Origin of the sequence: Marinobacter zhanjiangensis, assembly GCF_014651935.1 — a bacterium.
Lineage (GTDB): Bacteria > Pseudomonadota > Gammaproteobacteria > Pseudomonadales > Oleiphilaceae > Marinobacter > Marinobacter zhanjiangensis.
Genome location: NZ_BMXV01000006.1, coordinates 33,213 through 55,878, shown reverse-complemented (window position 1 = coordinate 55,878; position 22,666 = coordinate 33,213). Strand labels below are relative to the sequence as shown.

The window sequence follows — 22,666 nt, the reverse complement described above, 5'->3', positions numbered from 1 at the left end:
ACCGACCCGGTGCCTGACGCGCCGGGTCGGTAAGACTTCAGTTCCTTAACACGCCGCCCGAAACTCCGCCGGCGACTTACCCATCCATCGCTTGAACGCCCGACTGAACGCACTGAGCTCCGAAAACCCCAGCAACTCAGCCACTTCAGAGAGTGAACGATTGCTGTCACGCAGGTACTTCAAAGCCTGCTCCCGTCGCACGTCCTCCAACAGACCGGCAAAGGTCAGATTCTCCTCCTTGAGTTTCTTGTACAGGGTATAGCGGCTCATATTAAGCTCTGCCGCCACTGACGCTACCTTGACCTTGCCGCGGGCAAGATGACGGGTAATCAGCGGGCGAACCTGCCGGCTGAATGTAAGGGTGGGCAAAATCCTGGTCTGGATCAGCTGCCACAGACGCTGCATCTGCGACGGCGACAAGCGGACCTCGGGTTCTGCCAGCTCTTCCGCCGACAACCCTGCATAACGGGCCAGCTCGCCACGGGAAAACCCCGACGACTGAAGAAATTGCACCATGGCGACGATCAGAGTCCCCAATGCATCCGACCTCATGGGCTGGAAACCTCGCTGCGTTTGTAGATTTTGAGCGTACAGATGTTAGCTCAAAATTTGTCTCATGAACATTGAGACGGGTCAATGCATAAGCCTTGAAGCTGCGGCAGACTCCGGGCAACAAAATGCCCCGGACATCGTAGACCCATGCACAAGCCTGAACTTCTCGCCCCTGCCGGCACCCTGGACCACCTGACAACCGCCCTCGCCTACGGCGCCGACGCTGTCTATGCCGGCCAGCCCCGTTACTCGCTGAGAGTGCGGAACAACAGTTTCAGGGATGTGACAGCCCTGTCGGAAGGTATCGAGCTGGCCCACAGCCAGGGCAAGTCGTTCTACCTGGTCTCCAACATCGCGCCCCACAACAGCAAGGTGCGCTCCTACCTGAGAGACCTGGAGCCCATCATCGAACGACGCCCCGACGCCCTGATCATGTCCGACCCCGGGCTGATCATGCTGGTACGGGAGCGCTGGCCGGACCAGGCCATTCACCTGTCGGTCCAGGCCAACGCCGTCAACTGGGCCACCGTGGAATTCTGGCGCCGCCAGGGCATTCGACGGGTGATCCTGTCCCGGGAGCTGGCCCTGGAGGAAATCCGTGAAATCCGCCAGCAGGTCCCGGGCATGGAGCTGGAAGTTTTCGTCCATGGCGCGCTCTGCATGGCTTACTCCGGGCGATGCCTGCTATCAGGTTACATGAACCACCGGGATGCCAACCAGGGCGCCTGCACAAATGCGTGTCGCTGGAACTATAAGCCGGTGGCCCACGATCAGGACCAGACCGGTGATCTGATAGCCACCTCAAGGGATGACACAGTCGGACAATTCGAGCCCCGCGAAATGCTGCTGGAAGAACCCAACCGCCCCGGCGGGCTGATTCCTGCCTACGAAGATGAGCATGGCACCTACATCATGAACTCGAAAGATCTTCGTGCCGTGCAGCATGTGTCGGAGCTGGTAAAAATGGGCATTCATTCCCTGAAAATCGAAGGCCGCACGAAAAGCACCTATTACGTGGCCCGTACCACCGGCGTCTACCGGCGGGCCATCGATGACGCGCTGGCGGGCAAACCTTTCGACATGGCGATGATGGACGAGCTGGAGGCCTTGTCGAACCGGGGATACACCGAAGGTTTCCTGCGCCGCCACCCACCGAAGGAATATCAGACCTACGAACAGGGCTCTTCCTTCGCCGGCACCCAGCAGGTGGTAGGCACCATCACTGACCGCTCCGGTGGCTGGCTGACCATTGATGTGAAGAACCAGTTCCGGGTGGGCGACACCCTGGAGCTTCTCACCCCCTCCGGCCGCACGGAATTCCTGGCACAACAGATGGAAACTGCCCGGGGTGAGGCGACGGAACGGGCTCCCGGCAGCGGCCACGTGGTTCGCATACCGCAGCCCGACAACACCCCCGCCGATCTCGCACATGCCTATCTGACCCGCGTGGATTATCGGTAAACCCTGTTAACAGCCCCTCCCTATTACCCCGATTACCGTGCTTGAGGAGCCTCGGCACGGCGATTGGGGTATAATTCAGACTGTCACGAAATAATACCTGACTAAAATACTCTGATATTGTACAATTGGTCATCAGAAACATCGGGATAGCCCCAAAAGGCAGTGCCTCCCGTGGCTTTTCACGAGATGGCGACTCATCCAATAAATGATTGCAGGGCGTACTCACCGGACGAGCGACCACTGCGACTTCCCGGATTCAAATCTGCCTCCCGCGGCAAACCTTAGCCCCGGTTGCAGGCAACACTAATGGGCCAAGTGCCCGCGATGAGAGAATTACGGAGCGACGATCATGGCGACCACCGATAACGAGGTGAAAGAGCTGATCAAACGGGAATACGAGCACGGTTTCGTGACTGAAATCGAAACCGATTCGTTTGAACCCGGGCTGAACGAGGATGTCATCCGCCGCCTGTCGGAGATCAAACAGGAGCCGGAGTTCATGCTTAACTGGCGCCTGAAGGCCTACCGTCGCTGGCTGGAGATGGATGACCCCACCTGGGCGCACGTGGATTACCCGCGGATGGATTATAACTCTATCTCCTACTACTCCGCGCCCAAGAAGAAGGAAGACATGCCCCAGAGCCTGGATGAAGTGGATCCGGAGCTGCTGCGCACCTACGAGAAGCTGGGCATTCCCCTGCACGAGCGGGAGAAGCTGGCCGGTGTGGCGGTGGATGCGGTCTTCGATTCTGTGTCTATCGGTACCACCTTCAAGGATCAGCTCGCAGAAGCCGGCGTGATCTTCTGCCCGATTTCCGAGGCGGTGCAGAAGTACCCGGAGCTGGTGGAGAAGTATCTGGGCTCGGTGGTTCCGGCCGGGGACAATTTCTTTGCCGCCCTGAACTCCGCGGTCTTCTCTGACGGCTCTTTCGTCTACATTCCGAAGGGTGTTCGCTGCCCGCTGGAGCTGTCCACCTACTTCCGCATCAATGCCGCCAACACCGGCCAGTTCGAGCGTACGCTGATCATTGCCGATGCCGGCAGTCACGTCAGCTACCTGGAAGGCTGCACCGCGCCCATGCGGGACGAGAACCAGCTGCACGCAGCGGTGGTTGAGCTGGTGGCGCTGGACGATGCGCAAATCAAGTATTCCACGGTTCAGAACTGGTACCCCGGTGACGAGCACGGCAAGGGTGGCATCTATAACTTTGTCACCAAGCGTGGCGCCTGTCTTGGCGACCGTTCGAAGATTTCCTGGACCCAGGTGGAGACCGGTTCTGCCGTCACCTGGAAGTATCCGAGCTGCATTCTCAAGGGCGATAACAGTGTCGGCGAGTTCTACTCGGTGGCCCTGACCCACAACTATCAGCAGGCGGATACCGGCACCAAGATGATTCATCTGGGCAAGAATACGACCAGTACGATCATTTCCAAGGGTATTTCCGCCGGTCGCAGTTCCAATGCCTATCGCGGTCTGGTGAAGTTCCAGCCCGGTGCCGAGGGCGCGCGGAACTTTACCCAGTGTGACTCGCTGCTGATTGGTGATCGATGCGGGGCGCACACGTTCCCTTACATTGAGAGCAAGAACAAATCGGCCATTGTGGAGCATGAGGCCACCACCTCGAAGGTGAGTGACGAGCAGATGTTCCTGTGCCGGCAGCGCGGTATCGACCCGGAGCAGGCGGTTTCCATGATTGTGAACGGCTTCTGTAAAGAGGTGTTCAAGGAGCTGCCGATGGAGTTTGCGGTCGAGGCCGGGAAGTTGCTTGAGGTTAGTCTTGAAGGGTCTGTTGGCTGACCCTGATTATTAGCGAATGTTGCCTGCTGGCTCTGGGGGAGGGCCAGCAATCGGGTAGGGCTTTCCGGGACACGCCGTGAATCCTTCCCTGGAGGCTCTTCAAAAACGTCCCTGTTTTTGAAGGTCCCGGAAAGCCCTACCCGATCACTGTCCCCCGAACCTTTGTATGGCCTGCTGACACAGCGGCGTGTGGGGACAGACACAACTGAATTCTGAACGTTTTTTGACGAGAGAGAATCCTACAAATGCTGAGTATCAAGAACCTGCACGCTTCCGTTGAGGGGAAAGAGATCCTCAAGGGCATCAATCTGGAGATCAAGGCTGGGGAGGTCCATGCCATCATGGGGCCTAATGGCTCGGGCAAGAGCACCCTGTCCCAGGTACTGGCAGGGAATGAGGCATTTGAGGTCACTTCCGGCGAGGTTACGCTGAACGGGGAAAACCTGCTGGAGCTGGAAACCGAGAAGCGGGCGCGGGAAGGTATTTTCCTGGCGTTCCAGTATCCGGTGGAGATTCCCGGCGTCAGTAACCTGCAGTTTCTGCGCACCGCGGTCAACGCCATGCGCACCCATCGTGGGGAAGACGAAATGAACGCCGCCGAGTTCATGAAGCTGGCGAAGAAGGTCTCCCAGCAGGTGGATCTGGATCCGGCTTTCCTTAAGCGTGGCGTGAACGAGGGCTTCTCCGGTGGCGAGAAGAAGCGCAACGAGATCCTGCAGGCACTGTTGCTGCAGCCGAAGCTGGCGATTCTGGACGAAACCGACTCCGGCCTGGATATCGATGCCCTGAAAGTGGTGTCCGACGGGGTCAACGCCCTGCGCGCCGAGGACCGGGCGATCCTGATGGTGACCCACTACCAGCGCTTGCTGAACCATATTGTGCCGGATTACGTGCACGTGCTGGCCGGCGGCCGGATCGTCAAGTCCGGTGGCCGTGAGCTGGCGCTGGAGCTGGAAGAGCGCGGCTATAGCTGGCTGGGTGTCGAAGACGAAGAAGCCGCAGCCCACTGATCAGGAGGTTTTGGAATGAGACCAGCACCAACGCTTTCCAGCGCCTTCCTGCAACCGGCGGGTGAAGCCCTGCCGCAACCGCTGCTGGCGCTGCGCAAACAACGGGGTACGGCTCTGGTGGATATGCCACTGCCGACCCGCAAGACCGAGAACTGGAAGTATTCCAGCAAGCATCTGAAGCTGTCCGACGAGCTGGCCTCTCCCCTGCCCGCCGGTAGTGCCAGCACCAGCGTGGCCGAAGACGGCTACCGGGTGGTGTTCCGCAATGGCGTGGTAGACAGTGAGGCCAGCAGGCTGCCGCAGGTGGATGGCCTGTCCGTGCAGCGTTTTGCCGACCTGCCCGACGCTGATGCGACCGCCCTGGCCGAGCGCCTGGACAATACTCTGGACAGCAAGGCCACGCAGATGGCGCGTCTGAACTCGGCCCGTTTCGAGGATGGTTTGCTGATCACCCTGAAGCCGGATACCGTGTTGCGCGAGCCCCTGTTTATCGTGCATGAGGTTACCGCCTCTGCAAGTGGTTCCGCCTACCCGCGAATCTATGTGGACGCCGCCCGCCACAGCCAGATGACGCTGGTTGAGGAATACCTTTCCAGTGGCGACGAATCGGTCATGGTCGACTCTGTTACCGAGTTCACGGTTGGTGATGGCGCGCAGATCACCAGCATCCGCCTGAATGTGGAAGGCCAGAACGTACAGCACATCGGCGCCACCGGGGTCCGCCAGCAGCGCAACTCCCGTTTCGAGAGCCACTGCGTCGGCTTTGGCGGCCCTCTGCGCCGGCATGATCTGCAGTTGCGGCTGGAAGGCGAAGGCGCCGAGTGCAAGCTCAACGGCGTGGTGGTCACCCAGGGCAAGCAGCACTATGACAACCACACCTGCATCGATCATATGGTGCCCAACTGCAACAGCGAGGAGACCTACCGCAACATTGCCGCGGACGAGTCCCACGCGGTGTTCAACGGTCGCATCCATATTCATCAGGACGCCCAGAACTCCATCGCGGAGATGAACAACAAGAACCTGTTGTTGTCCACCGGGGCGGAGATAGACACCAAGCCGGAACTGGAAATTTACGCGGATGACGTGCAGTGCGCCCACGGCGCCACCATTGGCCAGCTCGACAAGACGTCGCTGTTCTACCTGGTGTCCCGGGGCATCGACCGCCGCGACGCCAATGTGCTGCTGACCATGGCGTTCATCAACGAACTGGTCAAACAGATTCCGGTGGAGCAGGTTCGTGACAGCGCCAACGAACGCCTGAACCAGTTCTTTGACCACACCTTCAGGGAGGCCTGATCCGGTATGAGCGATCTTTCCGTGGCAAACAACGCCAGCAAGGCCGGTTTTGACGTTGCAGCTGTTCGCCGGGACTTTCCGATCCTGTCCCAACAGGTGAACGGCAAGCCGCTGGTGTATCTGGATAATGGCGCGTCGGCCCAGAAGCCCGTGGCCGTGCTGGATGCCATGGACCGTTATTACCGCGAGATGCATTCCAATGTGCACCGGGGCGCCCATAGCCTGGGCGACCGGGCGACGACCGCTTTTGAAGGGGCCCGTGAAACGGTACGCCGATTCCTGAATGCCGAAAGCACGCGGCAGATTATCTGGACCCGGGGCACTACCGAAGCCATCAACCTGGTCGCCAACGGCCTGGCACCCCGCCTGCGGGAAGGCGACGAGATTCTGGTGAGCCATATGGAGCACCACGCCAATATCGTACCCTGGCAGATGGTGGCCGAGCGTACCGGTGCCAGAGTAGTGCCGGTTCAGGTGCACCCCAATGGCGAGCTGGATCTGGATTCCTTCAACAGCCTGCTGGGGGAGCGCACCCGCGTGCTGGCCATTACCCATGTGTCCAACGTGCTGGGTACGGTCAATCCGATAGCGCCGCTGATCGAGCAGGCCAAGGCCCGGGGCGTGATCACCGTGGTGGACGGTGCCCAGGCGGTGCCTCACTTCAGGCCGGACATGCAGGCCCTGGACTGTGACTTTTACACCTTCTCCTCCCACAAGCTGTTCGGCCCCACCGGCATTGGCGTGCTGTACGGCAGGGAACAGCTGCTGGAAGAGATTCCGCCCTACCAGGGCGGTGGTGAGATGATCGAGCGTGTGTCCTTCGAGCGGACCACCTGGAACACCCTGCCCTACAAGTTCGAGGCGGGGACGCCGGCCATTGCCGAAGCCGTGGGTCTTGGTGCCGCCATCGACTACGTGGAAGGGCTGGACCGCCAGGCCATGGAAGCAGCGGAGGCCGCCCTGCTGACCCGGGCCAATGATCTGGTCGGGACGGTACCGGGCATGAGCGTGATCGGCACGGCACAGAACAAAGTGCCGGTGCTGTCCTTTAAAATCGAAGGATTGCACCCCAGTGATATAGGTACCCTGCTGGACCAGCAGGGTATCGCTATCCGCACCGGTCACCACTGCGCCATGCCGCTGATGGATTTTTACGGGGTTCCCGGTACTGCCCGGGCGTCCTTTGCGTTCTACAATACGCTGGAAGAGGTGGACCAGTTGTTCACCGGTCTGCAGAAGATCCAGCGCCTTTTTGCCTGACGGAGGTGGAACCATGACAGCTGAAACCTTCACACCGGCCGCCGGCGTCACCATGACGCCTACGGCCGTGGAGCATGTGCGCAAGCAGCTGGCGAAAAAGCCGGAAGCCAGGGGCATTCGTCTTGCTATCCGCAAGAGTGGCTGCTCTGGTTTCAAGTACGAGACCCATTGGGTCGAGACACCTGAAGCCGACGACGAGGTGTATTCCGTGGACGGCGTGGACATCTACGTCAGGAAGGAACACCTGCCCATGGTCAACGGCATCGAGATCGACTTTGTGACTCAGGGTGTCAATTCCATGTTCGAGTTCCGCAACCCCAACGCCACCGCAGAGTGTGGTTGTGGTGAAAGTTTCACCGTCGCCTGATCGACGACAACAGCGAGGCCATTACAGGCATGCAAGAACGGGAAGTGGTCCTGACCAAACGCGAGGTGGAAGCCCGCCTTGTGCCCTCTGGCACGGAAATCATGATTCCGTCGGATACCTTTGTGACCATCACCCAGTCGCTGGGCGGCAGTTTTACGGTAGCGGTGAACGGTAACCTGGCCCGTATCGAGGGGCACGATGCCGACGCACTCGGCAAGCAGCCGCTGGAGAGCAGCTTCGAGACTCCCGCCGACGGCACCGTCAACGAGAACCAGGTGTGGGAAGCCCTGCGTAACTGCTACGACCCGGAAATTCCGGTCAATGTGGTTGATCTGGGACTGATCTATGATTGCCAGATCCACAACGACACCGACGACGGCAACCACATCCACATCCTGATGACCCTCACCGCCGCCGGCTGCGGCATGGGCCCCGTGATCACTGACGATGTGAAGCGCAAGCTTGAACACGTTCCCAATGTTGACAAGGTTACCGTGGATCTCACCTTCGACCCGCCCTGGAGCAGCGAAATGCTCACTGACGAGGCGAAACTTGAACTGGGGATGCTATGACGGCCAGCGAACAGCAGTTTCTCGATAACCCCCTGGGCAAGACCACCACCCTGGATGATGTGGTCGATGCGTTCGAGTTCCTGGATGACTGGGAGGACCGCTACGCCTACATTATTGACCTGGGCAAGCAGCTACCCGCATTTCCGGACGATGAGCGGGTGGAGGGCAACTACGTTCATGGCTGTCAGAGCCAGGTCTGGCTGATCCACCATTTCCACGAGGACAGTGGCAGGCTGTATCTGTTGATCGACTCGGATGCCATGATCGTCCGCGGCCTGGCGGCGATCATTCTGGTCGCCATGAACGGCAAGACGCCCCGTGAACTGCTGACCACCGATGTCGACGAACTGTTCGAGCGCCTGGACCTGTTCCGCCACATTTCCCCGACCCGGGGGAACGGTCTGAGGGCCATGGTAGGCAAGATCCGCGACATCGCGGCGAAAGAAGTCGCGGCCTGACCCTTACCAGGCACTGACCTCACAGTCAGGGTCCGCCAGCCAGGCGGACCCGACAACTCAGCGTTTTCTGCTTCAGCATTGCCGACTGCTGCCCTGCCCCTAGTGTGCCGTGCGGTTAATTCGCTGACCTACTGCGTGACGCTGGGGCTTCTGGCCAAGGCGCCAGTCCGCCGGTGTGGTGGTTCCACATCAAGGACTGGCAACACCGGCCAGAAGTCCCAGCGTCGCGCCCTTCGGGAGCCCCTGAGGGCCTTGATAGCCGCGTTGCGCTGACTCGATTTGGAACCACCAAACCTTCACCACCGCGCCTTGCTCTCAAGGCCCTCAGGGGCTCAGTAGATCAGCGAATTAACCGGACGGCACACTAGCCTTTTCCTTTCCAGCCGTCTTCCCGCAGCACCGAGCCCACATCAAGCACCGGAGACGCATCAATGTCATCCGCGTCCATCATATTCGCAACCCGCTGCAGCGACGCTACAATCATGCTCTGCTCCCACTGATCCAGGTTCTGGAACTTGCGGATAAAGTTGTCCTGCAGGGGTAGCGGTGCACGGGCCAGCGCCTGGTCACCTTCATCGGTCAGGTGGGCATGAACCTTGCGCTTGTCGCGGGTACTGCGCACTCGGTAGACCAGGTTGCGCAGCTCCAGCCGGTCAAGAATGGTGGTGACCGTGGCCTGGCTCAGGCTGACATGATCGGCAATGGTACCGATGGTCACTTCGCCCAGATCCCGGATTGAGCGCATGATCAGCAACTGCGGGCCGGTCAGGCCGGCGTGTTTGCTCAGGCGCTTGGAATGAAGATCGGTAGCACGGATAACCCGCCGCAGGGCAACCAGTACCTGCTCATAATTCTTGCTGTCGTCCCGGGAAGCTTCCGGGCTACTGTGGCGCTCATTCAGATTGGACATGTCTCGGCAACACCATTTGTTTATACCACTAACTATTAGAGGTCTTTGCGCCATAAAAAGCAAGTACGCCCTACCCCTTACGGGCTTTTCCCGGCGCCCCTGGCCGCGCTCTGCTATGGTCCGGTAAAGCCATCGCAGAGCAGCATTGACAAAGGTTATGCTATGGTTCGCATCCCGTTGCCACCCCGATTCACAGGAATTGCGATGTACCAGACACCGTCTCTCCCTCTCCGCGCCCGCCTGCTGTCCTGCCTGATGGCTGTCCTGCTCACCCTGCCGGCCACTGTCATGGCCCAGCCCACCGGAGAGGAGCGGGGTGGCGCGACCGCAGAGGATGTGGAGCAGGAAATACCAGAGCTGGAGGAATCCATGTACACACCGTTCGTGGAGCTCTATCTGCTGGAGGAAACCAAGGCCCTGCGGACCGAGATGCAGAACACCCGCGCGGAGCTGATCGAGAAGGTGGTGGACAAGGAACTGTCCGTGGCCGACAAGACCATGTCCTATGCCACGGATACCGTGACCTACTTTTTCTACCTGATCGCCGGTGCAACCTCCATTCTGGTAGTCATCGGCTGGAACTCGATCCGCGACATGCGCAACCAGCTCACCAGCCTGGCCGAGAAGCGGGTAAACGAACTGGTGGTGGAGTACGAGAACCGCCTCGAATCCATCGAGGAACAGCTGCAACAGAAATCCGACATCATCCACCAGAACCAGGCGGAGATCGAGCGCACCAACGAGGTGCACTCCCTGTGGCTGAAGGCCAGCCAGGAAACCTCTCAACAGAACAAGATCGCTTCCTACGACCGCATTCTGGATCTTCGCCCGGACGATGTGGAGGCCCTCAGCTTCAAGGCCGACGCGGTGCTGGAAATGCAGGAACCGCTGTGGGCCATCAGCCTGTGCCAGCGGGCCCTGAAACTGAACCCCGAGAACGGCCACGCACACTACCAGCTGGCCTGCGCTTACGCCGAGATCGGCCGCTGGGATGATGCGGTGGCCAACCTCTCCACGGCGGTGGAAATCTCCGATGCCTATCGTGACGACGCCTCGGTGGACCCCAGCTTTGCCAGGCTACAGGATCACCAGGCGTTCCGTGACCTGGTCTATCCGCAGGAAAACGACCCGCAACAGGACGACACCTGACCGGTAGGAAAATGATGGCGCGGCTTTTGCTTTGACCCTGTGATATCGGCCATCACCCGATCATTGCCTGTGAACATTCGCCCAAAGTCATCGAAAAACGATTCAGAATGTCACATAATCCGGAATCGTGACGATGCAGGGGATGCGACGAAAGAGGAAACTGTGAACAGTGACCGGCGGCGGCAACAGGCCGACTGGCTGTTCCCGTACTTCCTTGACAGGGAAGATCAGGTGGTGTTTGTTTAATCCGTTGTCAACCAAGAAAAAAATCACAACTGGCAGGAGCTTCACATGATCAGGAATTTCACCAAACTAGCCCTGGCGACCGGCATCTCCGCCGCGATCGTTCTTCCCGCGTCTGTACTGGCGGAAATCAAGATCGGCATTGCCGGCCCCGTGACAGGCCCCGTCGCTCAGTATGGCGACATGCAATTTTCCGGCGCGCGCATGGCCATCAAGCAGATCAATGCCGATGGTGGTGTCGACGGCGAAATGCTTGAGGCCGTCGAGATGGACGACGTATGCGACCCCAAACAGGCCGTCAGTGTCGCCAACAACATGATCAATGAAGGGGTCAGCTTTGTTGTCGGCCACCTGTGCTCGAGTTCGACCCAGCCGGCGTCCGACATTTATGAGGACGAGGGCATACTCATGATTACCCCCGCCTCCACCAGCCCGGCGATCACCGAACGCGGCTACGAACTGGTATTCCGCACCATCGGGCTGGACAGCATGCAGGGCCCGGCCGCCGCCAACCACCTGATTTCCCTCGACCCGAAGCGGGTGGCCGTGGTTCACGACAAACAACAGTACGGGGAAGGCATCGCCACCGAGGTTCGCGATACCCTTGAAGAGGCCGGCGTCAACGTGGTGATGTTCGAAGGCATTACCGCCGGTGCCAAGGACTTTTCCTCCCTGGTCACCAAACTCAGGCAGGCCGATGTCGACTATGTCTATTACGGCGGCTACCACCCGGAACTCGGGCTGATCCTGCGCCAGGCACAACAGGCGGAGCTGGACGCCACCTTCATGGGCCCTGAAGGCGTCGGCAACAAGGACATCAACACCATCGCCGGCGATGCCGCTGAAGGCCTTTTGGTGACCCTGCCGCCCAGCTTTGACGAGAAGGAAGAAAACCAGGAACTGGTACAGGCGTTCGAAGAGGCAGGTGAGGACCCCTCGGGGCCGTTCGTGCTGACCTCCTATACCGCCGTGCAGCTGATCGCCGAGGGCATAGAGCAGGCCGGCTCCACAGATCCCTTCGAGGTAGCCGACGCCCTGCGCGAAGGATCCTTCGAGACGCCCATCGGTACCGTCAGATACGACGACAAGGGTGACATGGAATCCTTCGAGTTTGTGGTTTACGAATGGCACGCTGACGGCAGCAAGACGCCCGTCAACCAGTAATCCCTAACCCGAAGTGGCGCACCCCGGGCCGACCAGGCCCGGGGGACGGACACCTGCGGTCAGGTTGGCGGAGAGTTCCTTCCATGCAAGACCTGCTTTATTTCTGTCAGCAGCTGATCAACGGGCTGACCATCGGCAGCACCTATGCCCTGATCGCCATTGGCTACACCATGGTCTATGGCATCATCGGCATGATCAACTTCGCCCATGGCGAGATTTACATGATTGGCGCGTACACCGCGCTGATCGCCATTACCGGCCTGGCCACGCTCGGCATTGCCTGGGTGCCGCTGGTGCTCCTTATTGCGCTTATCTGCGCCGTGATTGTATCCAGCTCCACGGGCTGGGCGGTGGAACGGGTGGCCTACCGCCCCGTGCGGGGCCGGCATCGGCTGATTCCGCTGATTTCCGCAATCGGCATGTCCATCTTCCTGCAGAACTACGTACACCTGGCCCAGGGCTCCCGCAACATCGGCTTTCCGGCCCTGATCGAAGGTGGCTTCCGGTTCGGTGGAGAAGATAGCTTCCAGATGTCCGTTTCCTGGATACAGATCACCATCTTTGTCACCACCTTCGTTTGCATGACCGCTCTCTCCCTGTTTATCTCCCGCTCACGCATCGGCCGCGCCTGCCGGGCCGTATCCCAGGACCTGGGCATGGCCAACCTGCTGGGCATTGATACCAACCGCATCATCTCGGCCACCTTTGTGATTGGCGCCGCCCTGGCCGCTGTCGCCGGCCTGCTGCTGGGCATGTACTACGGCTCGGTGGACCCTCTGTTCGGCTTCATCGCTGGCCTGAAAGCCTTTACCGCAGCGGTTCTCGGCGGCATTGGCAGTATTCCGGGCGCCATGTTGGGGGGACTGATTCTGGGCATCGCGGAAGCCATGACCTCTGGCTATCTCAGCGGTGAGTACAAGGACGTGATTTCCTTCAGCCTGCTGATCCTGATCCTGCTGTTCAAGCCCACCGGGCTGCTGGGCAAACCGGAAGTGGAGAAGATTTGATGGTCGCCCACAATTTCCGACACGCCTTCTTTTGTGCTGTGATCACGCTTATCATCGCGTGGCCGATTCTTGGCTTCAAGCTTGTTGCCGAGGGCACACAGATCACGGTTAACGGGGCCAGCGCCTTTACCTGGATAGCCGTAGCCGTGGCAGCGTTTATCGTGTTCCTGTTCCAATTGTTCCGTGACCGGATCATGGGTGGCCTCGGAGGTCTGGCGGAACTCAACCCGATGGCAGACCGAGAGCCCATGCCCCAGGAAAAACGGGTCCGTCTGGAGAACATCGGCCTGGGCGTCCTGATTGCCATTGCATTGTTCTGGCCCTTCTTTGTCTCCCGGGGCTCGGTGGATCTGGCCACCCTGGTGCTGATCTACATCATGCTGGCCCTCGGGCTGAACGTGGTGGTGGGCCTGGCAGGCCTGCTGGACCTGGGGTACGTCGCCTTCTACGCGGTTGGTGCCTACACCTTTGCCCTGCTCTCCAATTACTGGGGCATTTCCTTCTGGATGGCCCTGCCCATTGGCGGCCTTATGGCCGCCCTGTTCGGCCTGGTACTGGGGTTCCCGGTGCTGCGACTGCGGGGTGACTACCTGGCCATTGTCACCCTGGGCTTCGGCGAAATTATCCGCATCCTGCTGAACAACTGGACCAGCGTCACCGGCGGGCCCAACGGCATTGGCGGGATTCCCGACCCGACCCTGTTCGGCATGGAATTCGGCCGCCGCGTAAAAGAGGAAGGCAACACTTCTTTCCACGAAACCTTTGGCATCGCCTATGCCGGCGAGCACAAGGTTATCTTCCTGTACCTGATCGCACTGGTACTGGCCATCATCACCGCATTCGCCATTCGCCGGCTGATGCGCATGCCGGTGGGCCGCTCCTGGGAAGCCCTGCGGGAAGACGAGATCGCTGCCCGCTCACTGGGCCTCAGCCGAACCGGGGTCAAGCTGTCGGCTTTCACTATTGGTGCCTTCTTTGCCGGTTTTGCCGGCACCGTGTTTGCCTCCAAGCAGGGCTTTATCAGCCCGGAATCGTTTGTCTTCCTGGAGTCGGCCATCATTCTGGCGATTGTGGTTCTGGGTGGCATGGGTTCACAGATGGGAGTCATCCTGGCCGCCATAGCGGTCACGATACTGCCGGAACTGGCACGGGAATTTGCCGAATACCGCATGCTGATCTTCGGCGCCGCCATGGTGCTGATGATGGTGTGGCGGCCCCAGGGCCTGCTGCCCATGCGACGTCGGCAAATCAAACTGAAGGCGGAGACCTGATTCATGTTGGAAGTACAGAACCTGTCGATGCGGTTTGGCGGCCTACTGGCAGTGGACCAGGTATCGCTGGACGTACAGGAACATGAGATCGTGTCGATCATCGGCCCCAATGGCGCTGGCAAGACCACGGTTTTCAATTGCATGAGCGGGTTCTACAGACCAACCGGCGGCAAAATCCTGTTCGAGGGCCGGGAAATCCAGAACAAACCCGACTACAAGATCTCCAGGTTGGGTCTGGTGCGCACCTTCCAGCACGTGCGGCTTTTTGGCCGCATGACGGTGGTGGAAAACCTGATGGTAGCCCAGCATCGGCATCTCAACACCAACCTGCTGTCGGGGCTGGTTGCCACCCCCGATTACCGGGCCCGGGAACAGAAAGCCCTGGACCGCGCCGCTTACTGGCTGGAGCGGGTGGGACTGATGCAGCAGTCGAACCTTGAGGCAGGCAACCTGGCCTATGGTCAGCAGCGGCGCCTGGAGATTGCCCGCTGCATGGTCACCGAGCCCCGCCTGTTGATGCTGGACGAGCCGGCCGCCGGCCTCAACCCGGCGGAAACCCGGGAGCTGGACCAACTGATCATCAGCCTCAAGGAAGACTACAACGTCTCCGTGCTACTGATCGAGCATGACATGAGCCTGGTCATGGGCATTTCCGACCGCATCAACGTGATCAGCCAGGGCCGTCCGCTGGCCCAAGGAACGCCGGACGAGATCCGCAACAACGACGACGTTATCAAAGCTTACCTGGGGGAAGCCTGACCCATGCTGTTACTGGAAGATGTTCATACCCACTACGGCAAGATCGAGGCACTACACGGCGTCTCCCTCGAAGTAAAACAGGGTGAGATCGTCTCACTGATTGGCGCCAATGGCGCCGGCAAGACAACACTGCTGATGACCGTATGCGGCAACCCCCAGGCGACTTCCGGTCGGGTCCTGCTTGAGGGCCGGGATATCACCCGCCTGCCCACGGCCGACATCATGCGCTCCGGCATTTCCATTGTGCCCGAGGGCCGGCGCGTCTTCTCCGGCCTGACGGTGGAAGAAAATCTCTTCATGGGGGGCTTCTTCAATTCACGCACGGATAACCAGAAAGGTATCGAGCACGTCTACGAGCTGTTCCCGCGCCTGAAGGAGCGGGAGCATCAACGGGCCGGCACCATGTCCGGTGGCGAACAGCAGATGCTGGCCATCGGCCGGGCCCTGATGAGCAGGCCGCGAATGATGATCCTGGATGAACCGTCCCTGGGTCTGGCCCCGCTGGTAATCAAACAGATCTTTGAGATCATCGGCCAATTGCGGGAAGAGGGAATCACCGTGTTCCTGGTTGAGCAGAACGCCAATCAGGCACTGCAGCTCGCCGACCGCGGTTATGTTCTGGAGACAGGACGCATAAGACTTCATGACACAGGTAGCAACCTGCTCGCCAACCCTGACGTACAGGCAGCCTATCTCGGCGGCTGAGAAACGGTCGTGATTTCTGCCGAAATATCAATGAACAAGCTTGGCGTTTGAACAGTCTGGACTATACTGATCGGGAACGGTCAGGGTTTCGGACTGCACCGTACGAATGCAGGCTCCAGGGGAGCCCATTCGGTTATGAGCGACGCAAAATGATAATCAAGGAGCAAAACATGAAAAAACTGATTGCAGGTGCCATTCTTCTCGGCGCATCCAGCATGGCTTTCGCACAGCCAGGATGTGGCGTCGGTGCCATGGTCTGGAAAGGACAGTCCGGCATTGCCCCCCACGTGCTGGCAGCCACCACCAATGGCATTTTCGGTAACCAGACCTTCGGCATGACCACCGGCACGCTGGGCTGCCAGACCAATGAGTCCGTCCAGTCCATGGCCATGTACATGGACAGCAACATCGACAAGGTGGCCCGCGACATGTCCCGCGGTTCCGGCGAGAACCTTGAGACGCTGGCCGTCCTGCTGGGTGTTGACGAAGCCGACCGTGGCGAGTTCAGCCGACTGCTGCAGGACAACTTCGCGTCTGTCTTCCCGAACGCCGACACCACCTCGGACCAGGCCGTAGACGCCATTGTGACACTGCTCGAGAAAAACGAGCGCCTGAGCAAGTACGTCGCGTAATCCGCTGATGCGCTCCGATGGCCCGCCTCCCGGGCGGGTCATCAGTATTCCGAATCCACCGCCTGCACTGCAGCCTTTCAGCCACAAGACCTGACTTTCCATGCCACCACGGACCCTACCAGGCCTGACCTTCGGGCTGCTGTTGACCGCCGCCACAGGCACTATCGCATCCACCCCTACACCGGATAAACTGGCAGAACTCGCCGCTTCCGATGCCTGGCTCACTCTGGGCCATTACCATCCGGACACCCTCGGTTCCGGGCACACCAGTCAGGCGGACGACGCCAGTTTTTTCCTCGCCGAAGACGGCGACAGCGACCCCCGCGCTGAACTGCAGGCCACCATCGATGCCATCACTGCACCGGTAACCGGTGACCCCAACGACCATGCCCGGTGCCAGTTCCCGGCCCGTGATGCCTGGATACGCTCGCATCTGGAGTTACCGCAACCGGCGGTCAACTGCACCGATTTCAATGACTGGAAAGGAGATCTCAACACCCGGGCCGTCACCATGGTGTTCGCCGCCTCCTACCTGAACAGTCCATCGTCCATGTTCGGGCATACCTTCCTGCGACTGGATCCACCAAAGGAAGACGGCGAAACCAACCTGCTTCTGGCCAACACCATTTCCTATGCCGCGGATGCGGCGGAGCACGACAGTGAGATCCTGTTTGCTTACCGGGGCATTGTTGGCGGCTATCCCGGGATTACCTCCGTCCGGCCCTACTACGAAATGGTGAAGGTGTATTCCGACATTGAAAACCGGGATCTGTGGGAATACGAGCTGAACCTGACCCAGGACGAAGTCGACCAGATGCTGGCGCATACCTGGGAGATACGGAACCGCAATTTCGACTACTACTTCTTTGACGAAAACTGCGCCTACCGCCTGCTGGCCCTGATCGACGTCGCCCGCCCCGGCACCCAACTGCTCGACGAGGTCAGCACCCATGCCATCCCGTCAGACACCATACGTTGGATCGTGGACCGTAACCTGGTGGCAGACGTCACCTATCGCCCTTCCTCTGCCACCAAGGTGGAGCATGCCCTGGAAAGCCTCGACAGCCACGAGCGCCAGCTGTCCGCGGCCATCGCCAACGGTTACGTTCAGGTGGACGATGCCGAGGTGCAGTCGCTGTCTGAATCCTCGAAGGCAAACGTACTCGACGCCACCTACGATTATGTCCGCCACCAGACCCAGGCAGAAGACTGGCCCAGGGATTTCGCCGCCCCCCTGTCCCACAACCTGCTGGTCGCCCGCAGCCAGCTGGATGATCAGCCCAGCATAGGCCCGCCGGAGCGTCCCGAGGTACGGGATGATCAGGGCCACGACACCATGCGGGTCGGGGTTGGTGCCGGCTATACGGGCGCCCGGCACTACACCGAACTGTCATTGCGCCCCGCGTACCACGATCTTCTGGACCCGCCAGCTGGCTACCGCCCCGGCGCCCAGCTGCAGTTTCTGCGCCTGGACACAAGGCTCTACAGCGATCACCAGGAAGTGCAGGTGGAACGGCTGGTGGGCGTCGGTATTCGCTCCCTGACGCCCCGTGATGCGTTTTTCACACCGCTCTCATGGCAGGTGAGTTTCGGCGGCCGGCGCTCGGAAATGCCCGACGGCGACCGGATCTTCACCCCCTACCTGGAAGGGGGTGCCGGGGGCACCTGGCGCCTTGGCAGCGGACTCAGGGCTCTGGCCATAGTCACCGGCGACCTGGAGATCAGCAAGCACATGCGCCGGGGTTACGATATTGCCCCCGGGGTTGACCTGTCGCTGTTACACCAGGGCGACCAGATCAGCCTGATGACCGGGGTGCGCAGCAAGGCCTGGATTGTAAGCGACCAGCACCGAGAAGATCGGCTATACCTGGAAGGCTCCTGGCACCTGGGGCGCGACTACAGCGTAAAAGCCTCGCTGGAGCGGAAACATCACTACGACCGGTATGAAACCCTATGGCAGCTCGGATTCCGCGCCTACTTCTGATCATCACACTGTTCGGGCTGGGGCTGCTCAGTGGCTGCACCAGTCTGTTCTTCTTCCCCGACCGGCAGGTCTACGTCACACCGGACCGCCTGGAACTGGATCATGATGAACTCTGGATCGATACGCCCGATGGCGAGACCCTCCACGCCTGGTGGCTACCGGCAAAGGGAGACGCCCTTGGTCATGTCTATTTTCTTCACGGTAACGCACAGAATATCAGCAGCCATATCCTGAACGTCGCCTGGCTGCCGGAGGCCGGCTACAATGTGCTGCTGATTGACTACCGCGGATACGGGCAGTCCACCGGCTCCCCGGACCTGGAAGGTGCCCTGCACGATGCCGAGACGGGTCTCCGCTGGCTGGGCCGGGAGAAGGCTACCGGGGAACTTCCGCTGTATCTGCTGGGCCAGAGCCTCGGAGGTGCACTGGCCATCACCCTGGCGAGTGAATGGGTGCCCGGCGGCGAACAACCACCACTGTCCGGCGTTATCGCCGACAGCACCTTTTCCGGCTATCGCGCCATCGCCCGGGAAAAGCTGGATGGTTTCTGGCTGACATGGCCGTTCCAGATACCACTGAGCTGGACGGTTACCGACCAGTACGAAGGCGTGGAGATTATCGACCAGATAAGCCCGGTACCCGTCATGGTCATACACAGTGTCCGTGACGGCATCATCCCGATCCACCATGGCCTGGCCCTCTACGAGGCCGCTGAGGAGCCCAAGCGCTTCCTCAGGACCGACATGCCCCACGCCGGCAGCTTCATGTTGCCAGAGTATCAGGACGCCCTGCTTCGGTTTATGGAAGAGTCCTCGAACCGATAGGCACCCGGGCCTGGCCACGGCGAACCTTCCCGTTCGCCGGACCGAGCCTCCTCTTTTGCGCAGACAAAAAAAAGCCGGGAGCTTGTGGCCCCCGGCTTTTTTCGGATTCGACGAGAAAACTTACTCGTCGTCGTCCATCTCTTCGGCTTCAAGATCCACCGGACGACCCACCAGCTCGACGAACGCCATGGGGGCGTTATCGCCGGCACGGAAGCCGCACTTGAGGATGCGCAGATAGCCACCCGGACGCTCGCTGTAACGCGGGCCCAGCTCGTCAAAGAGCTTGGCGACTGCTGCATCGTCGCGCAGACGGGAAAACGCCAGACGACGATTGGCAACCGAATCATTCTTGGCGAGCGTGATCAACGGCTCCGCTACCCGACGAAGTTCCTTCGCCTTGGGCAGGGTTGTTTTGATCAGCTCATGACCAACCAGTGACGCAGTCATGTTCCGAAACATGGCCTTGCGATGCGCACTGGTCCTGCTGAACTTACGACCACTCTTACGATGACGCATTGCTCTTATTCCTTAACTCGAACTAATCGGCGATCAACCGCCCAGAACCCGGTCATCGCCACGAAGGCTTGCCGGTGGCCAGTTGTCAAGACGCATACCCAGGGACAGGCCACGGGAGGCCAGTACGTCCTTGATCTCGGTAAGCGACTTTTTGCCCAGGTTAGGCGTCTTCAGCAGCTCTACTTCTGTCCGCTGGATAAGATCGCCGATGTAGTAAATGTTTTCTGCTTTGAGGCAGTTCGCTGAACGGACCGTCAGCTCCAGATCATCAACCGGGCGCAGCAAAATAGGATCGATTTCTTCCTCTTCCTCTACGTTCTCCGGCTCTTTTTCGTGATCGAAGTCGACAAAGACGGCCAGCTGTTGCTGAAGAATGGTAGCGGCCCGGCGAATCGCTTCTTCCGGATCGATGGTGCCATTGGTCTCCAGGTCAATAACCAGCTTGTCCAGGTCGGTACGTTGCTCTACACGGGCACTTTCAACCCCGTAGGCGACACGACGTACCGGGCTGAAGGTAGCGTCCAGCTGCAGGCGACCAATCGCACGGGTCTCGTCTTCATCCAGACCACGCTGGTCGGCGGGCTCATAACCACGACCCCGCACCACCTTCAGACGCATGCTCACTTCACCCTTCTCGCTCAGGTGACAGATCACATGATCCGGATTGGTCACTTCAACATCATGATCCAGCGCGATATCGCCGGCGGTCACGACACCCGGGCCTTTCTTGCTGAGAGAGACCTCAGCTTCGTCACGCCCGCCCATCTTCACGGCAACGCCCTTGAGGTTCAGAAGAATCTCAATGACGTCCTCCTGGACACCCTCAATGGCGCTGTACTCGTGCAGCACACCGTCGATCTGTGCCTCGGTGATGGCACAGCCAGGCATTGAGGACAAAAGGATACGGCGCAGCGCACTGCCCAGGGTATGACCAAAGCCGCGCTCGAGCGGCTCCAGGGTCACCTTGGCGCGAGTGCTGCTCAGCTCCTTCACGTCAATGGTACGAGGTGTCAATAACTCATGTACTGAACGCTGCATAGACGCCCCTATCTGCTCTCGTTGCTAATGGACTTTACTTGGAGTAAAGCTCGACGATGAGGTTCTCGTTGATGTCCGACGACAATTCGGTACGCTCTGGTACCGTCTTGAAGGTGCCGGTCATCTTGTTGGCGTCAACCTCGACCCATTCTACCGGGGCACGACTTGCAGCAAGCTCCAGAGCGCCTCTTACACGCAGCTGATTCTTGGCTTTTTCACGGATGCTCACCACGTCACCAGCACGAACCTGGTAGGACGGAATGTTCACCGGCTTGTCGTTTACCAGAACCGCCTTGTGGGATACCAGCTGACGGCATTCTGCTCGCGTGGAGCCAAAGCCCATCCGGTAAACCACGTTGTCGAGACGGGTTTCCAGCAGTTGCAGCAGGTTCTCGCCGGTCGCGCCCTTCAGTCGGGCCGCTTCCTTGTAGTAATTGCGGAACTGCTTCTCAAGTATGCCGTAAATACGACGGACTTTCTGTTTCTCGCGGAGCTGTACGCCATATTCGGACAGACGGCCACGGCGCGCGCCGTGCATGCCCGGTGGCTGTTCCATGTTGCACTTTGAATCCAGTGCGCGAACACCACTTTTCAGGAAAAGATCTGTCCCCTCACGGCGAGACAGCTTACATTTCGGACCTATGTAACGTGCCATATCTAACTGTCTCCTTTAAACGCGGCGCTTCTTGGGCGGACGACAGCCGTTATGGGGAATCGGCGTCACATCAGTAATGTTCGTAATCTTGTATCCGCACCCATTGAGTGCGCGTACAGCGGATTCACGTCCGGGCCCGGGACCCTTAACCTCTACGTCCAGGTTTTTAAGGCCGTATTCAGCAGCCGCATTACCGGCTCTTTCAGCTGCTACCTGCGCAGCAAAAGGTGTGCTCTTGCGTGACCCACGGAAACCGGAACCACCGGACGTGGCCCAGGACAGGACGTTGCCCTGGCGGTCGGAAATGGTCACGATCGTGTTGTTGAAGGACGCGTGGATATGCGCGACGCCATCAACAACCGTCTTTTTCACCTTTTTACGGGTACGTGTACCTGGCTTTGCCATGTTTGCCTACCTGTTTACTTTCGAATAGGTTTGCGAGGACCTTTACGGGTGCGCGCGTTGGTCTTGGTGCGCTGGCCACGAACCGGAAGGCCGTGACGATGGCGCAGACCACGGTGACAACCGAGATCCTTCAAACGCTTGATGTTCATCTGAACTTCGCGACGCAGATCACCTTCAACGGTCAGCTTGCCCACTTCAGTACGAAGTGACTCCACTTGATCGTCGGACAGGTCCTTGATCTTGGCGTCCTGCTGGACACCGGCTGCATCACAAAGCTTCTGGGCTGCTGTCTTGCCAACACCGAAGATGTAGGTCAGCGAGATAGCAGCATGTTTGTTATCGGGTATATTGACACCGGCTATACGTGCCATTCAGATTACTCCGCGTTCAAAGCTTTGCTGTGTGAATTTTCCGCCACAAAACGGGCGCGAAATAATAGCGCTTGACCCCTTACGGAGTCAAGCGCTATCAGTCAAGCCCTGCGCGCGACCCGAACCGATTCCCTGGGAATCAGCCCTGGCGCTGCTTGTGACGAGGCTCCGTGCAGATGACCCGAACCGAGCCATTGCGACGAATTACTTTGCAGTTACGGCAAATTTTCTTTACCGAAGCGCGTACTTTCATTGT

25 protein-coding genes are annotated in these 22,666 nt (G+C 59.5%); 17 read left to right on the top strand and 8 right to left on the bottom strand.

Features of this window, described 5'->3' with window-relative positions; genetic code table 11:
* Nucleotides 1-45: 45 nt before the first annotated feature.
* Nucleotides 46-552 carry a helix-turn-helix transcriptional regulator gene (locus IE079_RS13260; RefSeq protein ID WP_227712501.1) on the bottom strand — a complete coding sequence of 169 codons (507 nt, stop codon included), beginning with the start codon at nucleotides 550-552 and terminating at the stop codon, nucleotides 46-48.
* A gap of 147 nt (nucleotides 553-699) precedes the next feature.
* On the opposite strand from IE079_RS13260, the gene trhP reads away from it, so the two are divergent.
* The 8 genes from trhP to IE079_RS13220 all read left to right on the top strand — a co-directional run bounded on the left by trhP (nucleotide 700) and on the right by IE079_RS13220 (nucleotide 8,777).
* On the top strand, nucleotides 700-2,013 hold the full coding sequence (trhP, locus tag IE079_RS13255) for a prephenate-dependent tRNA uridine(34) hydroxylase TrhP (protein WP_189577206.1): 1,314 nt from the start codon (nucleotides 700-702) through the stop codon (nucleotides 2,011-2,013).
* A gap of 349 nt (nucleotides 2,014-2,362) precedes the next feature.
* Nucleotides 2,363-3,811, top strand: coding sequence for a Fe-S cluster assembly protein SufB (gene sufB, locus IE079_RS13250; protein WP_189577204.1), 1,449 nt, complete (start codon nucleotides 2,363-2,365; stop codon nucleotides 3,809-3,811).
* A 245-nt stretch (nucleotides 3,812-4,056) separates the two neighbouring features.
* The gene (gene sufC, locus IE079_RS13245) at nucleotides 4,057-4,821 is read left to right on the top strand and encodes a Fe-S cluster assembly ATPase SufC (protein WP_189577202.1); all 765 of its coding nucleotides are present in this window, start codon (nucleotides 4,057-4,059) and stop codon (nucleotides 4,819-4,821) included.
* 15 nt (nucleotides 4,822-4,836) lie between these two features.
* The gene (gene sufD, locus IE079_RS13240) at nucleotides 4,837-6,120 is read left to right on the top strand and encodes a Fe-S cluster assembly protein SufD (protein ID WP_189577200.1); all 1,284 of its coding nucleotides are present in this window, start codon (nucleotides 4,837-4,839) and stop codon (nucleotides 6,118-6,120) included.
* A 6-nt stretch (nucleotides 6,121-6,126) separates the two neighbouring features.
* Entirely contained in the window at nucleotides 6,127-7,380 is a 1,254-nt protein-coding gene (locus IE079_RS13235) for an aminotransferase class V-fold PLP-dependent enzyme (RefSeq protein WP_189577198.1), read from the top strand.
* Nucleotides 7,381-7,393: 13 nt separating this feature from the next.
* Entirely contained in the window at nucleotides 7,394-7,747 is a 354-nt protein-coding gene (locus tag IE079_RS13230) for a HesB/IscA family protein (protein WP_189577196.1), read from the top strand.
* 29 nt (nucleotides 7,748-7,776) lie between these two features.
* Nucleotides 7,777-8,319: a putative Fe-S cluster assembly protein SufT gene (gene sufT / locus IE079_RS13225; RefSeq protein WP_189577194.1), complete on the top strand. Its 543-nt coding sequence runs from the start codon at nucleotides 7,777-7,779 to the stop codon at nucleotides 8,317-8,319.
* Nucleotides 8,316-8,777 carry a SufE family protein gene (locus IE079_RS13220; RefSeq protein ID WP_189577192.1) on the top strand — a complete coding sequence of 154 codons (462 nt, stop codon included), beginning with the start codon at nucleotides 8,316-8,318 and terminating at the stop codon, nucleotides 8,775-8,777. Before sufT ends, IE079_RS13220 begins: the two co-directional genes overlap by 4 nt.
* A gap of 364 nt (nucleotides 8,778-9,141) precedes the next feature.
* Here IE079_RS13220 and IE079_RS13215 read toward each other — a convergent pair whose 3' ends face one another.
* Complete coding sequence (locus IE079_RS13215) at nucleotides 9,142-9,687, bottom strand: MarR family winged helix-turn-helix transcriptional regulator (protein ID WP_189577190.1); 546 nt, start codon at nucleotides 9,685-9,687, stop codon at nucleotides 9,142-9,144.
* Nucleotides 9,688-9,891: 204 nt separating this feature from the next.
* Between IE079_RS13215 and IE079_RS13210 the strand changes: the two genes are divergently transcribed.
* The 9 genes from IE079_RS13210 (at nucleotide 9,892) to IE079_RS13170 (ending at nucleotide 19,425) form a co-directional block, all read left to right on the top strand.
* Nucleotides 9,892-10,836 (top strand): TPR end-of-group domain-containing protein, encoded by a 945-nt coding sequence (locus IE079_RS13210; protein ID WP_227712500.1) that lies wholly within the window; start codon nucleotides 9,892-9,894, stop codon nucleotides 10,834-10,836.
* A gap of 291 nt (nucleotides 10,837-11,127) precedes the next feature.
* Complete coding sequence (locus tag IE079_RS13205) at nucleotides 11,128-12,243, top strand: branched-chain amino acid ABC transporter substrate-binding protein (protein WP_189577188.1); 1,116 nt, start codon at nucleotides 11,128-11,130, stop codon at nucleotides 12,241-12,243.
* A gap of 83 nt (nucleotides 12,244-12,326) precedes the next feature.
* Nucleotides 12,327-13,250 (top strand): high-affinity branched-chain amino acid ABC transporter permease LivH, encoded by a 924-nt coding sequence (livH, locus tag IE079_RS13200; protein WP_189577186.1) that lies wholly within the window; start codon nucleotides 12,327-12,329, stop codon nucleotides 13,248-13,250.
* Nucleotides 13,250-14,521 (top strand): high-affinity branched-chain amino acid ABC transporter permease LivM, encoded by a 1,272-nt coding sequence (locus IE079_RS13195; RefSeq protein ID WP_189577184.1) that lies wholly within the window; start codon nucleotides 13,250-13,252, stop codon nucleotides 14,519-14,521. Before livH ends, IE079_RS13195 begins: the two co-directional genes overlap by 1 nt.
* Nucleotides 14,522-14,524: 3 nt before the next feature.
* Nucleotides 14,525-15,280: a high-affinity branched-chain amino acid ABC transporter ATP-binding protein LivG gene (gene livG, locus IE079_RS13190; RefSeq protein WP_189577182.1), complete on the top strand. Its 756-nt coding sequence runs from the start codon at nucleotides 14,525-14,527 to the stop codon at nucleotides 15,278-15,280.
* Between the two features lie 3 nt (nucleotides 15,281-15,283).
* Nucleotides 15,284-15,985 carry an ABC transporter ATP-binding protein gene (locus IE079_RS13185; protein ID WP_189577180.1) on the top strand — a complete coding sequence of 234 codons (702 nt, stop codon included), beginning with the start codon at nucleotides 15,284-15,286 and terminating at the stop codon, nucleotides 15,983-15,985.
* Nucleotides 15,986-16,155: 170 nt separating this feature from the next.
* On the top strand, nucleotides 16,156-16,617 hold the full coding sequence (locus IE079_RS13180; protein WP_189577178.1) for a DUF3015 domain-containing protein: 462 nt from the start codon (nucleotides 16,156-16,158) through the stop codon (nucleotides 16,615-16,617).
* Between the two features lie 100 nt (nucleotides 16,618-16,717).
* Nucleotides 16,718-18,601 (top strand): Lnb N-terminal periplasmic domain-containing protein, encoded by a 1,884-nt coding sequence (locus tag IE079_RS13175; protein ID WP_189577176.1) that lies wholly within the window; start codon nucleotides 16,718-16,720, stop codon nucleotides 18,599-18,601.
* Nucleotides 18,571-19,425 (top strand): alpha/beta hydrolase, encoded by an 855-nt coding sequence (locus tag IE079_RS13170; protein ID WP_189577174.1) that lies wholly within the window; start codon nucleotides 18,571-18,573, stop codon nucleotides 19,423-19,425. Before IE079_RS13175 ends, IE079_RS13170 begins: the two co-directional genes overlap by 31 nt.
* A 120-nt stretch (nucleotides 19,426-19,545) precedes the next feature.
* Here the strand turns inward: IE079_RS13170 and rplQ are convergent, their stop codons facing one another.
* The 6 genes from rplQ to rpmJ form a co-directional block, all read right to left on the bottom strand.
* Nucleotides 19,546-19,941 carry a 50S ribosomal protein L17 gene (gene rplQ, locus IE079_RS13165; protein WP_189577172.1) on the bottom strand — a complete coding sequence of 132 codons (396 nt, stop codon included), beginning with the start codon at nucleotides 19,939-19,941 and terminating at the stop codon, nucleotides 19,546-19,548.
* A gap of 33 nt (nucleotides 19,942-19,974) precedes the next feature.
* Complete coding sequence (locus tag IE079_RS13160; protein ID WP_189577170.1) at nucleotides 19,975-20,979, bottom strand: DNA-directed RNA polymerase subunit alpha; 1,005 nt, start codon at nucleotides 20,977-20,979, stop codon at nucleotides 19,975-19,977.
* A gap of 34 nt (nucleotides 20,980-21,013) precedes the next feature.
* Entirely contained in the window at nucleotides 21,014-21,634 is a 621-nt protein-coding gene (gene rpsD / locus IE079_RS13155; protein ID WP_189577168.1) for a 30S ribosomal protein S4, read from the bottom strand.
* A 15-nt stretch (nucleotides 21,635-21,649) separates the two neighbouring features.
* Entirely contained in the window at nucleotides 21,650-22,039 is a 390-nt protein-coding gene (gene rpsK, locus IE079_RS13150) for a 30S ribosomal protein S11 (RefSeq protein ID WP_004580767.1), read from the bottom strand.
* Nucleotides 22,040-22,053: 14 nt separating this feature from the next.
* Nucleotides 22,054-22,410 carry a 30S ribosomal protein S13 gene (gene rpsM, locus IE079_RS13145; protein ID WP_189577166.1) on the bottom strand — a complete coding sequence of 119 codons (357 nt, stop codon included), beginning with the start codon at nucleotides 22,408-22,410 and terminating at the stop codon, nucleotides 22,054-22,056.
* A 139-nt stretch (nucleotides 22,411-22,549) separates the two neighbouring features.
* Nucleotides 22,550-22,663, bottom strand: coding sequence for a 50S ribosomal protein L36 (rpmJ, locus tag IE079_RS13140; protein ID WP_004580765.1), 114 nt, complete (start codon nucleotides 22,661-22,663; stop codon nucleotides 22,550-22,552).
* Between the last annotated feature and the right edge of the window lie 3 nt (nucleotides 22,664-22,666).

Excerpts from the sequence above, each read along its gene's own strand:
- IE079_RS13260 (WP_227712501.1), bottom strand. The coding sequence starts at position 552 with ATGAGGTCGGATGCATTGGGGACTCTGATCGTCGCCATGGTGCAATTT.
- trhP (WP_189577206.1), top strand. The coding sequence starts at position 700 with ATGCACAAGCCTGAACTTCTCGCCCCTGCCGGCACCCTGGACCACCTG.
- sufB (WP_189577204.1), top strand. The coding sequence starts at position 2,363 with ATGGCGACCACCGATAACGAGGTGAAAGAGCTGATCAAACGGGAATAC.
- sufC (WP_189577202.1), top strand. The coding sequence starts at position 4,057 with ATGCTGAGTATCAAGAACCTGCACGCTTCCGTTGAGGGGAAAGAGATC.
- sufD (WP_189577200.1), top strand. The coding sequence starts at position 4,837 with ATGAGACCAGCACCAACGCTTTCCAGCGCCTTCCTGCAACCGGCGGGT.
- IE079_RS13235 (WP_189577198.1), top strand. The coding sequence starts at position 6,127 with ATGAGCGATCTTTCCGTGGCAAACAACGCCAGCAAGGCCGGTTTTGAC.
- IE079_RS13230 (WP_189577196.1), top strand. The coding sequence starts at position 7,394 with ATGACAGCTGAAACCTTCACACCGGCCGCCGGCGTCACCATGACGCCT.
- sufT (WP_189577194.1), top strand. The coding sequence starts at position 7,777 with ATGCAAGAACGGGAAGTGGTCCTGACCAAACGCGAGGTGGAAGCCCGC.
- IE079_RS13220 (WP_189577192.1), top strand. The coding sequence starts at position 8,316 with ATGACGGCCAGCGAACAGCAGTTTCTCGATAACCCCCTGGGCAAGACC.
- IE079_RS13215 (WP_189577190.1), bottom strand. The coding sequence starts at position 9,687 with ATGTCCAATCTGAATGAGCGCCACAGTAGCCCGGAAGCTTCCCGGGAC.
- IE079_RS13210 (WP_227712500.1), top strand. The coding sequence starts at position 9,892 with ATGTACCAGACACCGTCTCTCCCTCTCCGCGCCCGCCTGCTGTCCTGC.
- IE079_RS13205 (WP_189577188.1), top strand. The coding sequence starts at position 11,128 with ATGATCAGGAATTTCACCAAACTAGCCCTGGCGACCGGCATCTCCGCC.
- livH (WP_189577186.1), top strand. The coding sequence starts at position 12,327 with ATGCAAGACCTGCTTTATTTCTGTCAGCAGCTGATCAACGGGCTGACC.
- IE079_RS13195 (WP_189577184.1), top strand. The coding sequence starts at position 13,250 with ATGGTCGCCCACAATTTCCGACACGCCTTCTTTTGTGCTGTGATCACG.
- livG (WP_189577182.1), top strand. The coding sequence starts at position 14,525 with ATGTTGGAAGTACAGAACCTGTCGATGCGGTTTGGCGGCCTACTGGCA.
- IE079_RS13185 (WP_189577180.1), top strand. The coding sequence starts at position 15,284 with ATGCTGTTACTGGAAGATGTTCATACCCACTACGGCAAGATCGAGGCA.
- IE079_RS13180 (WP_189577178.1), top strand. The coding sequence starts at position 16,156 with ATGAAAAAACTGATTGCAGGTGCCATTCTTCTCGGCGCATCCAGCATG.
- IE079_RS13175 (WP_189577176.1), top strand. The coding sequence starts at position 16,718 with ATGCCACCACGGACCCTACCAGGCCTGACCTTCGGGCTGCTGTTGACC.
- IE079_RS13170 (WP_189577174.1), top strand. The coding sequence starts at position 18,571 with ATGGCAGCTCGGATTCCGCGCCTACTTCTGATCATCACACTGTTCGGG.
- rplQ (WP_189577172.1), bottom strand. The coding sequence starts at position 19,941 with ATGCGTCATCGTAAGAGTGGTCGTAAGTTCAGCAGGACCAGTGCGCAT.
- IE079_RS13160 (WP_189577170.1), bottom strand. The coding sequence starts at position 20,979 with ATGCAGCGTTCAGTACATGAGTTATTGACACCTCGTACCATTGACGTG.
- rpsD (WP_189577168.1), bottom strand. The coding sequence starts at position 21,634 with ATGGCACGTTACATAGGTCCGAAATGTAAGCTGTCTCGCCGTGAGGGG.
- rpsK (WP_004580767.1), bottom strand. The coding sequence starts at position 22,039 with ATGGCAAAGCCAGGTACACGTACCCGTAAAAAGGTGAAAAAGACGGTT.
- rpsM (WP_189577166.1), bottom strand. The coding sequence starts at position 22,410 with ATGGCACGTATAGCCGGTGTCAATATACCCGATAACAAACATGCTGCT.
- rpmJ (WP_004580765.1), bottom strand. The coding sequence starts at position 22,663 with ATGAAAGTACGCGCTTCGGTAAAGAAAATTTGCCGTAACTGCAAAGTA.